We start from the raw sequence: 14,467 nt of genomic DNA, 5'->3' as shown, positions 1-14,467 counted from the left end.
GAGCTCGCGTCACTCCCGACGGGGGCCGGGGACCCGAGCCGCTATCGGCTCCGGCCACCCGGCCGCCCGCGCCGGCGCGGGATCAGCGACGACAGCGGTCCGCGCCACCGGCATGAACTGCCCACTCCCAGGGGCGAGTTCAGCCGTGAGGACTTCAGCATACGTAACCCTCGTGACCGGTCGGCAACGGCGCCCCTCTTGATGCGGCCGCACCACCCGGGTCATATTGGTCCGGACCTTTTCCGTCGTGTGGTGCCCGCGTGATGCCGGGGAGGCAGAATCGTGCGACGCGTCCGTGCCACCCCCGCCCTTCTCCGTACGGCCCTCGCGTGCGCCGCGCTCCTGCTGCTCGCGTCCTGCGGGACGACCGACGAGGGGGACGGCCATGCCCCCGGTGCCCCGGCCGGCGTCACGGCCGCGGCGGGGAGCGCGACCAGCGTGCACGTCATGTGGGACGCGGTGACGGCGACCCCGGGCATCGACACCTACGAGATATATCGGGGCACCACGAAAGTGAAGGAAGTAGCCGGTTCCGAGCACATGGTGGATGTCACCAGGCTCAAGCCCGCCACCCTGTACACCTTCACCGTGCGGGCCCGGGACACCGACGGCCGCCTGGGACCGCGCAGCCGGACGGTCCGGGCGCGGACACCGGTCGCCGTCGCGGCCGACCACTCGGCGCCCACCCGCCCCCTCACCCCGCAGGGCCGCGCCATCGGCAGCCGGGCCGTCCAGCTCTCGTGGGGCGGCTCGAAGGACGACCGGGGTGTGGTGTCGTACGACATCTACCAGGGCGGGGCGAAGATCCACAGTGTGGGCGGAGCCCAGACCGCGACCGTGGTCACGGGGCTGCGGCCGAGCACCCGCTACTCGTTCACCGTGCGCGCCCGGGACGCCGCCGACAATCTCTCGCCCGCGAGCACGGCCGTCCCGCTCACCACCGCGCCCGGCGGCGACGCCGGAAGCGGCACCGCCCCCACGGACTTCCGCGCGACCACCCACCGGGGCGGCGACGGGGCGTACTACATCGACCTGTCCTGGGTGCCGCCACGCACGGACGGCCTGGTCACGGAGTACCAGATCCACCTCGACGGGCAGCCGGCCACCTCGCTGGTCTGGGGCGGGACCGCACCGCGCGATCACGCGAAGTACAGCTTCTACGCGGGCGGGGACGCCGGAGTCACCCATCGGGTGCGGCTCAGGGCGCGGTTGCCGGACGGTACGTGGGGCGGGTTCTCGGCGGAACGGACGGTGACGACGGGCGCTGCCGGGCCGTAGGGGAACCGCAGCACTCGACGGCATAAATCCGGTCGCTGGAGGCGCAGTTGGGGCGCGGGCTGTTCGAACGGCGGCCGCGCAGGACGCGGAGCCCCCGCACGCGCCGGACGTCGTAGCGGATCGGGGTGTTCCCGGCGGACCAGTCTCCGGAGCGCGTGCGCGTCGCCGGACGTGACGCTCGTACGGGAGCCACCTGGCGGGTCCACGCGAACCGGTCTCCGGCCCTGACCGCGCGTCATCCCTGAGCCGGACGAAGGAATCCGTCACCTGCCCGGTCCCCGTCCGCATGCGGGACGGGCCGGGGGCGCGTTGGCTTCCTTGGAGGCAGCACGGCCGTTTCCCGATCCCGGCGGCGCAAGGGATGTTCCGCCAACCGTGCCGCCGGAGGGCAGTCCCATGCGCACTTCTCAGCTACTACTCCGCTCCGGCCTGACCGTGACAGCCGCCGCCGCTCTTCCCCTCGCCCTGACCGCCGGTACCGCCGGCGCGGCGTCGGGGATCTCCGTGAGCACGACCGGGACCACGGTCTCGGTCACGACCAGCGCGTGCTCCCAGAACCGCACCACCGGCGTCTGGGGCACCGGTTCGCTCCTCACCAGCAGCCAGGGCAGCTTCGCCGAGGGCCGCAAGGCGACCCTGGCGGGGACGACCGTCAGCCAGTCCACCGCCTGGACGAACGTCACCCCGGGCACCTACACGATCATCGTCATGTGCCAGAACGCCAGCACGCCCGCGGGCAGCCAGTCCGTGATCGTGTCCAGGTCCACGACCCCCACGGTCTCCGCCACGGCCTCGCCCACGCGGGGCGTGATGGGCGGCCTCGGCGGGGCCACCAAGGACTACGGCCCGCTCACGCTGGGGGTGGGCGGAGGCCTGGTCGGCGTCGGTGTCATCGCGACGGCCTGGTTCCTGCGCAGGCGCGCGAAGCCGTACCGCCTCTGACCGTCCACCACCACGAGGGGCCGCCCGCACCCGGGCGGCCCCTCCCTCATGCCCTGGGACACCTGCCCTACGGCAGTTCGGCGAACTCCTCGATCGCGTGCGTGAGCCACTGCGTCCAGAAGGTCTCCAGGTCGATGCCGGCGCGCAGCACGAGGTGCTGGAGCCGGTCCTGGGGGCTGTCCCGGCCGGGCGGGAAGTCGCGCTTCTCGATCTCCTCGTACTCCGCCAACTGCCGCTGGTGCAGGGCGAGATGGCGGCGCAGGTCGTCCTCGATGCCGTCCGTGCCGACGACCGCCGCCGCGCGCAGCCGCAACAGCATCACATCGCGGTGCGGCTTGGGGTCCTGGGAGGACGCGGTCCAGCGGGCCAGTTCGGCGCGGCCCGCGGGCAGGACCTCGTAGCGCTTCTTCTGGCCGCGGGCCGGCTGCTCGGACGCGAGCGCCCGGATCTGGCCCTCGGCCTCCAGTTTTCCCAGCTCGCGATAGATCTGCTGGTGCGTCGCCGACCAGAAGTAACCGATCGACCGGTCGAAGCGCCGGGTCAGTTCGAGACCCGAGGACGGCTTCTCCAGAAGGGCGGTGAGGATCGCGTGCGGGAGTGACATGGAGGTCATCCTAGGGACGGGCCCCGGGCCTCAGAGGGCGGCCGCGACCTCGGTGCCCTGCTTGATGGCGCGCTTGGCGTCGAGTTCGGCGGCCACGTCGGCACCGCCGATGAGGTGCACGCTGCGGCCGGCGGCGGTCAACTCGTCGTAGAGGTCGCGGCGCGGGTCCTGGCCCGTGCACAGGACGACCGTGTCGACCTCCAGGACCGTGGAGCGGCCGTCGACGGTGACGTGCAGTCCGGCGTCGTCGATCAGGTCGTACTGGACGCCCGGGACCATGGTGACGCCCCGGTGCTTGAGTTCGGTGCGGTGGATCCAGCCGGTGGTCTTGCCGAGGCCGGCGCCGACCTTGGTCGCCTTGCGCTGGAGGAGGTGGACGGTGCGGGGCGGGGCGGGGCGCTCGGGTGCGGTGAGGCCGCCGGGGGCCGCGTAGTCCATGTCGACGCCCCAGGCGCGGAAGTACGTCGCCGGGTCCTCGCTCGCCTTGTCGCCGCCGTCCGTGAGGAACTCGGCGACGTCGAAGCCGATGCCGCCCGCGCCGAGGATCGCGACGCGGTCGCCGACGGGGACGCGGTCGCGCAGGACGTCGAGGTAGCCGACGACGCTGGGGTGGTCGACGCCGGGGATGTCGGGGGTGCGCGGGCTGACGCCGGTGGCGACGACGACCTCGTCGTAGGCGCCCAAGTCCCCTGCCGCGACAGGCGTGTTGAGGCGTACGTCGACCTCCTGCTCGGCGAGCCGCGTGCGGAAGTAGCGCAGCGTCTCGTCGAACTCCTGCTTGCCCGGGACCTGTCGGGCGACGTTGAGCTGTCCGCCGATCTCGCCCGCCGCGTCGTACAACGTCACCTCGTGACCGCGTTCGGCGGCCGAGACCGCGCACGCCAGACCGGCCGGACCCGCGCCCACCACCGCGACGCGTTTGCGCAACCGCGTTGGCGTGAGGACGAGTTCGGTCTCGTGGCAGGCGCGCGGGTTGACCAGGCAGGAGGTGATCTTGCCGCTGAAGGTGTGGTCGAGGCAGGCCTGGTTGCAGCCGATGCAGGTGTTGATGGCGTCGGAGCGGTCGGCCGCGGCCTTGGCGACGAAGTCCGGGTCGGCGAGCATCGGGCGGGCCATGGACACCATGTCGGCGTATCCGTCGGCGAGCAACTGCTCAGCCAGCTCAGGGGTGTTGATGCGGTTGGTGGTGACGAGCGGGACCGAGACCGCGCCCATCAGCTTCTTCGTCACCCAGGTGTACGCGCCGCGCGGTACCGAGGTCGCGATGGTCGGGATGCGCGCCTCGTGCCAGCCGATGCCGGTGTTGATGATGGTCGCCCCGGCGGCCTCAACCGCCTTGGCCAGCCTGATGACTTCGTCGAGCGTGGAGCCGCCCGGCACGAGGTCCAGCATCGACAGCCGGTAGACGATGATGAAGTCCTCGCCGACCGCCTCGCGCACCCGGCGCACGATCTCGACGGGGAAGCGCGTCCGGTTCTCGTAGGAACCGCCCCAGCGGTCGTCGCGGTGGTTGGTCTGCGCGGCGATGAACTCGTTGATGAGGTAGCCCTCGGAGCCCATGATCTCGACGCCGTCGTAACCCGCCTGCCGAGCGAGGCGGGCCGCGCGGGCGTAGTCCTCGACGGTCCGCTCGACCTCGTCGTCGGTGAGCGCGCGGGGCGGGAAGGGGCTGATCGGCGCCTGGACGGCGCTCGGCGCGACGAGGTCCTGGTGGTAGGCGTACCGCCCGAAGTGCAGGATCTGCATCGCGATCCGGCCGCCCTCGCGGTGCACGGCGGCGGTGATCTCGCTGTGCTGCGCGGCCTCGGCGTCAGTGGTGAGCTTGGCGCCGCCCTCGTAGGGCCGGCCGGCCTCGTTGGGCGCGATGCCACCGGTGACGATCAGGCCGACCCCGCCACGCGCGCGTGCCGCGTAGAACTCCGCCATGCGCTCGAAACCGCGCTCGGCTTCCTCCAGGCCTACGTGCATCGAGCCCATGAGGACACGGTTGGGCAGTGTGGTGAAGCCCAGGTCGAGCGGGTTCAGCAGGTGCGGGTAACGGCTCATCGAGGCCTCCGTGCGCGGTGTCGTGCCTCTTTTGTAGAGGACGCGAAGGCGATTGTGCAACTAGTTGCACAAAGGGCGGAGAGGGAGGGCTGAGGGCGCGATGGGTCGGCAGGCCCGGGATTCACAGGGATTTATTACCGCTTCTTTATCGCCCGCCCCGGAGAATCACAGGCAGGCGTGCCGGTGGGATGCCGCGCGCGTGGCCTAGGGAGCGAGCCGTGACGCACGATCCTGAGCACGAAGCCGGCGACAGCGCGGCCGTACCTCCGATGCCCGACCACGCCCCCGAGTGGGAGGTGCTCACGGGCCCCGGCGGAGCCGAACGCGACGGCGGTCTCGACCGGTTGTGGCGACAGCGGTCGCGGCGGTCCCGGGCGGTGATCGCCGTGGCCACCGTGGGGGTACTGGCGCTCGGCGGGACCGTCGCCTACGCGGCGACCTCGGGTGGTTCGGGCAGCGACGCGGTACCGGCCGCCGCGGGCTCCCCGTCGGGAACACCATCGCCCGGCGGTCCCGGCTTCCGGCACGGTGGCGGGTTCGGCCTCGGCGGCGCGGCCGTACACGGCGAGGCGACGGTCAAGGACAACACCACCGGCAAGTGGGTCGTACGGATCTGGCAGCGCGGCACGGTCACGAAGGTCGACGGCGACCAGGTCACCGTCAAGAGCGACGACGGCACGTCATGGACCTGGACCGTGGGCTCCGGCGTCACACCCAAGGGCGCCGACGCCCTCAAGAAGGGCGACACGGCCTCCCTGACCGGCACCCGCTCCAACGGCGGCACCCGCACAGCCGACCGAGCCTTCACGGGCACCTTCGACCGCAAGGGCCCGGGCGACGGACGAGGCGGCCCGGGCGGCCGAGGCCCCGGCCCGTGGGGACGCGGCGACCACACCCCAAGCGCCCCGCCGAGCCCGTCGGGCAGCGGCGCCACGACCTGACCCACACCACCAGCCGCCTTCACCGACACCTCCGACCGCACGACCCGGGTGAGGGACGAGACGGGCCGAGCGTTCGCGACCTCGGCCCCCTGAGGACACGGCGACCGCGCCCCAAGCACCACCCCCAGCCCGACAGGCAGCGGCGCAACGACCTGACCCGCCACCCCGCCGCCGATCACGACGTTCGCGTACGACTCCGCAGAGCAGACCGACCACGTCTCCAACCCGGCGCCCGTGAACGCCTCGTCTGCTGAAGGGAGTTGACACTCACCTGTCTCGACGAGGAGGTGGCCGCCCGGGGCCAGTCGGGCGCCCTGCCCGTCCGACAGCAGCGCTACGACCTGACCGGCACCCCTTCCGGCACGCCCACACCCACACCGCCGCCGACCAGCCCCTCACAGACACCATCGACCGCAAGGACCCGAGCACCTCCCCCAGCCCACCCGACAGCAGCACCCCGCACCCAGCCGCCCCACCCGCACCCGCGCGCTACGACCCGACCACCCCCACGCCCCTCACCCCGATCACAACATTCGCGTACAACTCCTCCGAGTACGCCGACCGCGTCTCCAGCCCGGCGCGTGTGAACGCCTCGACCGCCGCCGGGAGTTGGCGCTCGCTCGTCTCGACGAGGAGGCAGCCGGCGGGGGCGAGCCAGTCGGGGGCGCCGGTGGTCACCTCGCGGAGTATGTCGAGGCCGTCGGTGCCGCCGTCGAGGGCGACCAGGGGTTCGTGGTCGCGGGCCTCGGCCGGTAGCAGGCCAACCTCGCCCGTGGGGACGTACGGCACGTTGGCCGCGAGGATGTCGACACGGCCGCGCAACGTGTCGGGGAGCGCCGCGAACAAGTCGCCCGTGTGGACGTGACCGCCGTAGGGCGCGATATTTCTGCGGGCGCAGCGCGTGGCGGCGGGGTCGATGTCGGCGGCGTGCAGTTCGACCCGGCCGAGGGCCGCGGCCAGCGCCGCGCCGACCGCGCCGGAACCGCAGCACAGGTCCACGACGACGGACGCGTCCGGGGCGTGCGCGAGGGCCTGTTCGACGAGGAACTCGGTACGGCGGCGGGGCACGAACACACCGGGCTCCACGGCTATGCGCAGACCGCTGAACTCGGCCCAGCCGACGACGTGTTCGAGGGGCAGGCCCGTGACCCGGCGGTCCACCATGGCGGTGAGTTCGTCCGGGGTGCGGGCGGCGGAGAGGATCAGTCGCGCCTCGTCCTCGGCGAAGACACAGCCCGCGGCACGGAGCGCGGCGACGACGGAGGCGGGGGAAAGAGGGGGCATGAAAGCCGAGGGCCTTTCGGGAGGCAACCGAAGGGCGCTCTCGCGGTCACCTACCGGCGGTGATCCGCGCTGTCCTGAGGTGAGAGCACCCGACCTGACACAGCGGTAATGGGTCTCACCTCCAGGGAGTTCAGGGCCGCGACCGTCCGCGACCGGGGAGCAACACTACCCCAACCACCGGGCCCACGAGGGGCCGACCTCGTGACCGAGTTGTACTCTGCAACAACCGGGTGAACGAGGGAGATTCCAGTGCGAGCGGACCAGGCCGTGGAGACCATCCAGCGCGAGATGACGACCTTCGCCCGGCGCGCCCGGGCCTCGGCGGGCCGCCTCCACCCCGAGCTGTCCCTGGTGTCGTACACCCTGCTCAGCCACCTGGAGGAGCGCGACGGCTGCCGCGCCACCGACCTCGCCGCGCACTACGCCCTCGACAAGTCGACGGTCAGCCGCCAGGTCGCCGCCCTGGAACGCGCCGACCTCATCGAGCGCCGCCCCGACCCCGAGGACCACCGCGTCCAGGTCCTGCACCTCACCGCCGCCGGCCGCCGCATCCTCGCCCAGGTCACCGAGAACCGCCAGGCCGCCTTCCGGGAACGGCTCGCGGGCTGGCCCCAGGAGGACCTGACCCGCTTCGCCGGCTATCTGGAGCGCTACAACGCATGGCCGGAGGGGGAGTCGGACAACGGCTGAGGCGTCACCGACCCTTCGGTTCTACGACACCCCCACGGGCCGCGTCTGGGTGAGGTGCTCCGGCGCCCGCGCCGCGAGGAACGCGGTGTCGAGGCGCAGCCGGAAGCCCAGGGACTCGTACAGCCTGATGGCGGTCGCGTTGCTCGCGCCGGTGTGCAGGAACGGGGTCTCGCCGCGCTCGCGGATGCCGTGCGCGACGGCCAGTATGAGGCGGCTCGCGAGACCCTCGCCGCGGGCGGAGGGGTCGGTGCAGACCGCGCTGATCTCGGTCCAGCCGGGCGGGTGGAGTCGTTCGCCGGCCATGGCGACGAGGGCGCCGTCGCGGCGGATGCCGAGGTAGGTGCCGAGTTCGATCGTGCGGGGCAGGAAGGGGCCGGGCTTGGTCCGTTCCACCAGGTCGAGCATCTCGGGGACGTCGGCCGGGCCGAGGAGGACCGCCTCCGGATCCGGTGCGGCGGCCAACCCGTCGTCCACCATCTGCACGCCGTCGATGTGGAAGGTGATCTCCCAGTCGTCCGGCACCCGGTCCCGGAACCCGAGGAGCGGGATCTCGGCGCCCGGTCCGGACATCGCGGCCACGTCCGCCCAGTCCTCGGCGTCGGGCTCGTCGGGCAGGGCCAGCCACGGGGTCACGTCGACCGGGTAGCGCAGCACCCGTCCGCGCCGCTCGGCGAAGTGGGCGTGCGGACCGGTGAGAGCGGCACGGGCCGGGTTGTCGAGGACACGTTCGTCGGACGTGCTCATACGGCGACCTCGATCACGATCTTGCCGCGGGCGTGACCGTCCTCGACGGTGCGCAGGGCCTCGCCGGCCCGGTCGAGCGGGAAGGTCTGCGTCACGTGCGGGTCCAGCTGCCCCCTGAGCACGAGCTGCGCGAGCGCGTCGAGGACGGCGGAGTTGCGGGCGCGTTCGACCCGGGCGCCGCCGAGCTTCTCGACCTCGGGGGCGGGGGCCCCGGCGGTGATCAGTTTCGTGGGGTCGGTGAGGAGGGTGGCCGCCTCGGTGAGGACCTCGCCGCCGACGAGGTCGTAGGCGCCGTCGACGCCGTCCGGAGCGATGGCGCGTACCCGTGCGGCCAGGTCCGGTCCGGAGGGGACGTGGACCGCGCCCAGCGACTCCACGAAGTCCTTCTTGCCCTCGCTCGCCACGCCCACGGCACGCAGTCCCAGCGCGCGGGCGATCTGCAGGGCCGCGGAGCCGACACCGCCGCCCGCGCCGGTGACAAGCACGGTCGCGCCGGCGGGCAGGTCGAGCTGGCGGATCCCGTCGTACGCGGTCGCCGCGGCGACGGGCAGGGTGGCCGCGTCCGGGAAGGACAGCTCGGCGGGCTTGTGCGCGGTGACCGTGGCGGGCAGCAGGGCGTACTCGGCGTATCCGCCGGCCACCGTGCTGCCGAACACCTCGTCGCCGACGGCGAATCCGTCGACTCCGGCGCCGGTCTCCCGTACGACTCCGGAGACCTCCTGGCCGAAGACCGCGGGGAACGCGCGCGAACCGGTCTCGCCGGGTCGGCGGTAGCCGTTGCGCTGCTTCCAGTCGACCGGGTTCACCCCGGCCGCGCGCACCGCGACGAGGACTTCACCGGGGCCGGGACTGGGCCGGTCGACCTCGACGAGCGCCTCGGTCTCGGGTCCCCCGTAACGCGTGAAGACGTACGCCTTCGGCATCTCTTCCCTCACTCTCCTTCGCAGTCACCGGATCACCGGCGGTCACCACACCATCACGACACACGCCACGACCACCGGCGGTCCGTACTCAAGCCGCACTGAAGACCAAGGTCGGTCCCCGGGCGGCTATTCCCTCGGGCGGGGAGAGTTCATACGGCCGCAATGATCGTCGGCCGCCCCCGGACCTGGGCATACCTGGTGGACGCGTACCGTTGAAACGAGAAACCACTGATCACGCTCGCCCGGCGGACCCGCGCCGCAGCGGCCTGGAGGCTCCACCCGTATGCACGTCACCCGAGGCTTCACCGGACGCCCGCGCGTCCCCGACGCAGGCCTGCCGCCCGGTCAGTACGACGCGGGCGACGACTGGCCCGTCCTGTCCGCCGAGGTCACCCCCGACCTCGCACCGGCCGACTGGACGTTCCGCGTCGACGGACTCGTGGAGCAGCCGCGCACCTGGAACTGGACGCAGGCGCACGAACTGCCCGCGTCGGCCTACGAGGGTGACATCCACTGTGTGACGAGCTGGTCGAAGTTCGGGGTGCGGTTCGGGGGCGTCTCACTGGACGCGTTCTTCGATGTGGTGCGGCCCCATGTGTCCGCCACACATGTGGTCGCGTATTCGCACACCGGGTACACCACGAACCTCCCGCTCGAAGACGTGACCGGCGGTCGCGCCTGGATCGCGTGGGAGTACGACGGCAAGCCGCTGCCCGCCGAGCACGGCGGCCCCGCCCGGCTGCTGGTGCCGCACCTGTACTTCTGGAAGAGCGCCAAGTGGATCGCGGGCCTGCGTCTCCTCGACCACGACGAGCCCGGCTTCTGGGAGCAGAACGGCTATCACGCCCGGGGCAACCCCTGGGAGGAACAGCGGTACTCCGGTGACTGACACCTTCGCGCCCACCACCAGGTTCGCGGTGCCGGGACGCATCGCCGTGAGCAACCGCGCCGCCGCCGTGTGGCAGACCGCCACGCTCACCGAGATCCGCCGGGAGACCCCTCACGCCGCCACCTTCCGCTTCGCGGTGCCCGGCTGGGCCGGACATCTGCCCGGCCAGCACCTGATGCTGCGGCTGCGTGCCGAGGACGGCTATGTGGCGCAGCGCCACTACTCGATCGCCTCGCACCCGGACGACACCGGGCATGTGGAGCTGACCCTGGACCACGTCGAGGGCGGCGAGGTGTCGGGCTGGTTCCACACGGTGGCCAGGCCCGGTGACGAGGTCGAGGTCCGCGGCCCGCTGAGCGGCTTCTTCGCCTGGCCCGGCGACCGGCCCGCCCTGCTGCTGGGCGCCGGTTCCGGGGTCGTACCGCTGATGTCGATGCTCCGGCAGCACCGGGCACGGGACCTGTCCGTGCCGCTGCGGCTGGTGGTGTCGGCGCGCAGTCCGGAGGAGTTGATCTACGCGCGGGAGTACGGCGCGGAGACCACGGCCGTGTTCACGCGCAGCGCGCCGGAGGGTGTGCCGGTGGGACGTATGGCCGCCGCACATGTGGCACCGCTCCTGGCCGAGCAGCCCGCAGGTGGGTGGGAGGCCTATGTGTGCGGCTCCAACGGCTTCGCCGAGCACGCCTCCCGGCTGCTGGTCGAGGCGGGCCAGCCGGTGGACCGCATCCGCATCGAGCGGTTCGGCTGAGGATCGGTTCGGTTCGGGATCGGCCCGGTGGCACACGGCCTCCCGGCCGATCCACTCGGCTCCGGTTGAGAGAAGTACCTCGGAGGGGGTACGACTTCTGTGTGGACGCTCGCATGCGTGCGCGGTGTCGAGGCGGCGGCGGACCGGCCCCACAGGGGCTTCCGGTCTTACGGTTCCTCGGCTCCGGTGACGGCGAGGAGACCGACATGCGGACCCGGGTACGGAGTCGACGCCGACGGCGGAATCCGCTGCGGCGCCGGTCGGATGTCGTGGAGGCGTGGACAGCGCTGGCCGTGACCCTCCTGCTGTTCGTCGGCGCTCCCCTGGCCGGTGCCACCGCGGGTCTGTGGGCCCACGACCAGGCCCGGACCATCGCCGCGACCCAGCACGCCGACCGCCATCGCGTCCAGGCGAAGGTGATCGGCACCCCGCCCGCCGAACTCCCCTCGGTCGAGGGGGACCGTCCGCGCAGCTTCCCGGTGGCGGTGCGCTGGACGGAACCGGGCCAGGGCTCGCACACGGCCACGGTCGCGGTCCCGGCGGGCACGGGACGCGGTGACGTGGTGGCCGTATGGCTCGACGCCAAGGGCCACAGTGTCGCCCCGCCACCGGGTGAAGTGGCCGTCTGGCAGCACACGTTGACCGTCGGCGTATGGTCCGCGGCCGGTGTGATCGGCGTGGCCCTCCTCGCGCGCGCGGTGGCCCAACGGGTCTCCCTGCGACACCGGTTGGCCGAGTGGGAACGGGACTGGGCGCTGACGGAACCGCAGTGGACGCGACGGCGGGCGTGACGCACCGGATCCGGCAGGCGCCGGGCGTGGCGTGTCAGCCGTGGCCACCTCGACCATCCTCACACCCCAACAGCCCACCCCCACACGGCAGTTGAGACACCCCGCCTCACCCCACCCTCAGCCCCCGCCTCCCTGCCCCCACTCCCCCCTCTACACCGCGCGCTGCATCCGCCGAGCAACCCGCCCATGGTCCCGCAGCACATCCCCCAACCCCGCCAGCACCGGTTCCCCCCGCTCCACCAGCACCCGCCCACCCACAACCGTCGTCCACGCCCGCGCGGGCCCACACCGCAGCCACGCCTCGACGGGATCACTCACCGCCCCGGCCAGCGCGACCTCGTGCAGATCCCAGACGACGAGGTCGGCACACGCACCCGGCCGCAGATGCCCCAGCTCATCAGCCCGCCCCAGACACCGCGCCGAACCCCGGGTGGCGATGTCGAGGGCGTCCCGCGCGGTCATCGCACCGGGCCCGCCCCGATACCGCCCCAGCAGCAGCGCACCCCGCGTCTCCATCCACAACGAGGCGTGATCGGTCGAGGCGGAGCCGTCGCAGCCGATCCCCACCGGCAGCCCCAGCTCCCGCATCTCCTTCACCCGCGCCGTACCGCCCCCGATGAGCATGTTGGAGCTGGGGCAGTGCGCCACACCGACGCCCGCGGCGGCGAGACGGCGGAGTTCGTCGTCATTGGGGTAGATGCAGTGCGCGACCCACGTCCGGTCGCTCATCCACCCGGTGTCCTCGAAGTACTCGACGGGCCGGCAGCCGTAGGTCTCCAGGCAGTAGGTGTCCTCGTCCCGGTCCTCGGCGAGGTGTGTGTGCAGCCGTACGTCGTACCGCTCGGCGAGTTCCGCGGTCGCCGTCATCACGTCCTTCGTCACCGAGAACGGCGAGCAGGGCGCGAGCGCGACCCGGATCAGCGCGCCCGGTTCCGGGTCGTGGTGGGCCTTGATCAGGCGCTCGCTGTCGGCCAGCACCTCGTCCGTGCTCTGCGTGACGCTCCTCGGCGGCAGTCCCCCGTCCTCGACGGAGCGGGTCATCGAACCCCGCGTCGCATGGAAGCGGAAGCCGATGTCGCGGGCGGCACGGATCTCGGCGTCGACCAGGTAGGGGCGCGGATGCACATAGAGGTGGTCGGAGGATGTGGTGCAGCCACCCATGAGGAGTTCCGCCATACCGACGTACGCCGACACGTACGCGGCCTCCTCGTCGAGGCCCGCCCACAGCGGGTAGAGCGTGGTCAGCCAGTCGAAGAGGGTGCCGTTGACGGCGGGGGCGTAGGAGCGGGTGAGGTTCTGGTAGATGTGGTGGTGCGTGTTGATCAGACCGGGGGTGACCAGGCGCCCGGCCGCCGAGACGGTCGTAGCGGCATCGGGTTCGGACCCTCCCGCGCCGACGGCGGTGACCCGACCACCCGTGACGGCGACCCAGCCGCCCGGGATCTCCCGCCCGCCGTCCACGACGAGCAGTTCGGCGTCCTTGACCAGCAGATCCACGGCAGACGACATGCCGACAGGGTAGGCGCGGGGCGGCGTAAAAGCCTGGCGAGTCCTCCGAGGTCACACGTACGGTGTGATCATCTGTGCTCACACTTCACAAAGGCGGTCATCGATGGCCCTGTTCGACCTTCCGCTCGACGAACTCCGCGAGTACCGCAGCGAGTCCGCCGAGCCCGAGGACTTCGACGCCTTCTGGTCGAAGACCCTGCAGGAGACCCGCGAACACGATCTGGACGCCCGCTTCGAACCCGTCGACACGGGACTGTCCACGGTGAAGGTGTACGACGTGACGTTCGCCGGATTCGGCGGTCACCCGGTGAAGGGCTGGCTGCGGCTGCCGGCCGACGCGGCCCAACCCCTGCCGCTGATGGTGGAGTTCGTCGGTTACGGCGGCGGGCGGGGCCTCCCGCACGAGAACCTGCTGTGGGCCTCGACGGGCCGCGCGCACTTCATCATGGACACGCGCGGGCAGGGCAGCGCGTGGGGCGGCGGCGGTGGCACCCCGGACCCGGTGGGCGGCGCGCCCGCGTTTCCCGGTTTCATGACCCGGGGCATCGACGCCCCCGAGAACTACTACTACCGCCGCGTGTTCACGGACGCCGTGCGAGCCGTCGAGGCGGCCCGTTCGCACCCGTTGGTCGATCCCACGCGCACGGTGGCGGTCGGCGCCAGCCAGGGCGGCGGCATCGCCATCGCCGTGGGCGGGCTGGTCGGCGACCTGGCGGGGATCGCGCCGGACGTGCCGTTCCTGTGCGACTACCCGCGCGCCGCGATCCTCACGGACCGCCATCCGTACCGCGAGATCGCCAGCTATCTCAAGACCCACCGCGGCCGCACCGAGGACGTCCTTCGCACGCTCTCGTACTTCGACGCCGTCCACTTCGCGTCCCGGGGCCGCGCTCCCGCCCTCTTCTCGACGGCCCTGGAGGACCAGACGTGCCCTCCCTCCACGGTGTTCGCCGTGTTCAACGCGTGGGCGCACGAGGACAAGAAGATCGAGGTCTACGACTTCAACGACCATGAGGGCGGCGGCCCTTACCAGGAGGCCGTGAAGCTGGACTGGCTGCGGTCGCACGTCTGAGGGGTG

The 14,467-nt window shown here is 72.2% G+C and carries 14 protein-coding genes; 8 read left to right on the top strand and 6 right to left on the bottom strand.

What is annotated here, in order from left to right:
• Positions 1-282: 282 nt before the first annotated feature.
• The gene (locus tag OO69_RS02695) at positions 283-1,278 is read left to right on the top strand and encodes a fibronectin type III domain-containing protein (RefSeq protein WP_033278670.1); all 996 of its coding nucleotides are present in this window, start codon (positions 283-285) and stop codon (positions 1,276-1,278) included.
• A gap of 396 nt (positions 1,279-1,674) precedes the next feature.
• A complete protein-coding gene (locus OO69_RS02690) occupies positions 1,675-2,220 on the top strand; it encodes a hypothetical protein (RefSeq protein WP_033278669.1) in 546 nt (181 codons plus the stop codon).
• A 67-nt stretch (positions 2,221-2,287) separates the two neighbouring features.
• Here the strand turns inward: OO69_RS02690 and OO69_RS02685 are convergent, their stop codons facing one another.
• Both OO69_RS02685 and OO69_RS02680 read right to left on the bottom strand, forming a co-directional pair.
• Positions 2,288-2,824, bottom strand: a complete 537-nt coding sequence (locus OO69_RS02685) for a PadR family transcriptional regulator (RefSeq protein WP_033278668.1) — start codon at positions 2,822-2,824, stop codon at positions 2,288-2,290.
• A gap of 30 nt (positions 2,825-2,854) precedes the next feature.
• Entirely contained in the window at positions 2,855-4,870 is a 2,016-nt protein-coding gene (locus OO69_RS02680) for an FAD-dependent oxidoreductase (protein WP_033278667.1), read from the bottom strand.
• Between the two features lie 218 nt (positions 4,871-5,088).
• Between OO69_RS02680 and OO69_RS02675 the strand changes: the two genes are divergently transcribed.
• Positions 5,089-5,811 carry a hypothetical protein gene (locus tag OO69_RS02675; protein ID WP_033278666.1) on the top strand — a complete coding sequence of 241 codons (723 nt, stop codon included), beginning with the start codon at positions 5,089-5,091 and terminating at the stop codon, positions 5,809-5,811.
• Positions 5,812-6,300: 489 nt separating this feature from the next.
• Here OO69_RS02675 and OO69_RS02670 read toward each other — a convergent pair whose 3' ends face one another.
• A complete protein-coding gene (locus OO69_RS02670) occupies positions 6,301-7,095 on the bottom strand; it encodes a putative protein N(5)-glutamine methyltransferase (protein ID WP_033278665.1) in 795 nt (264 codons plus the stop codon).
• A 288-nt stretch (positions 7,096-7,383) separates the two neighbouring features.
• Here OO69_RS02670 and OO69_RS02665 point away from each other — a divergent pair, with 288 nt between their 5' ends.
• Entirely contained in the window at positions 7,384-7,785 is a 402-nt protein-coding gene (locus OO69_RS02665; RefSeq protein ID WP_051800746.1) for a MarR family winged helix-turn-helix transcriptional regulator, read from the top strand.
• Positions 7,786-7,806: 21 nt separating this feature from the next.
• Here OO69_RS02665 and OO69_RS02660 read toward each other — a convergent pair whose 3' ends face one another.
• Both OO69_RS02660 and OO69_RS02655 read right to left on the bottom strand, forming a co-directional pair.
• Complete coding sequence (locus OO69_RS02660; protein WP_033278663.1) at positions 7,807-8,529, bottom strand: GNAT family N-acetyltransferase; 723 nt, start codon at positions 8,527-8,529, stop codon at positions 7,807-7,809.
• The gene (locus OO69_RS02655) at positions 8,526-9,452 is read right to left on the bottom strand and encodes an NADP-dependent oxidoreductase (RefSeq protein WP_033278662.1); all 927 of its coding nucleotides are present in this window, start codon (positions 9,450-9,452) and stop codon (positions 8,526-8,528) included. The genes OO69_RS02660 and OO69_RS02655 overlap by 4 nt, the downstream gene beginning before the upstream one ends.
• 283 nt (positions 9,453-9,735) lie before the next feature.
• Between OO69_RS02655 and OO69_RS02650 the strand changes: the two genes are divergently transcribed.
• From OO69_RS02650 to OO69_RS02640, 3 genes are all read left to right on the top strand, one after another.
• Positions 9,736-10,341, top strand: a complete 606-nt coding sequence (locus OO69_RS02650; protein ID WP_033278661.1) for a sulfite oxidase-like oxidoreductase — start codon at positions 9,736-9,738, stop codon at positions 10,339-10,341.
• Positions 10,334-11,089 carry a ferredoxin reductase gene (locus OO69_RS02645; protein ID WP_033278660.1) on the top strand — a complete coding sequence of 252 codons (756 nt, stop codon included), beginning with the start codon at positions 10,334-10,336 and terminating at the stop codon, positions 11,087-11,089. Before OO69_RS02650 ends, OO69_RS02645 begins: the two co-directional genes overlap by 8 nt.
• A 206-nt stretch (positions 11,090-11,295) precedes the next feature.
• Positions 11,296-11,880, top strand: coding sequence for a hypothetical protein (locus tag OO69_RS02640; RefSeq protein ID WP_199810865.1), 585 nt, complete (start codon positions 11,296-11,298; stop codon positions 11,878-11,880).
• Positions 11,881-12,030: 150 nt separating this feature from the next.
• On the opposite strand, the gene OO69_RS02635 is transcribed toward OO69_RS02640, so the two are convergent.
• Positions 12,031-13,389: an 8-oxoguanine deaminase gene (locus tag OO69_RS02635; protein WP_033278658.1), complete on the bottom strand. Its 1,359-nt coding sequence runs from the start codon at positions 13,387-13,389 to the stop codon at positions 12,031-12,033.
• 103 nt (positions 13,390-13,492) lie between these two features.
• Here OO69_RS02635 and OO69_RS02630 point away from each other — a divergent pair, with 103 nt between their 5' ends.
• Positions 13,493-14,461, top strand: coding sequence for an acetylxylan esterase (locus tag OO69_RS02630; protein WP_033278657.1), 969 nt, complete (start codon positions 13,493-13,495; stop codon positions 14,459-14,461).
• Positions 14,462-14,467: the final 6 nt, after the last annotated feature.

This window comes from Streptomyces sp. NRRL F-525 (genome assembly GCF_000716605.1).
Taxonomy (GTDB): Bacteria; Actinomycetota; Actinomycetes; order Streptomycetales; family Streptomycetaceae; genus Streptomyces.
The sequence above is the reverse complement of the archived record's forward strand: the minus strand, read 5'-3'. Positions and strand labels throughout refer to the sequence as shown.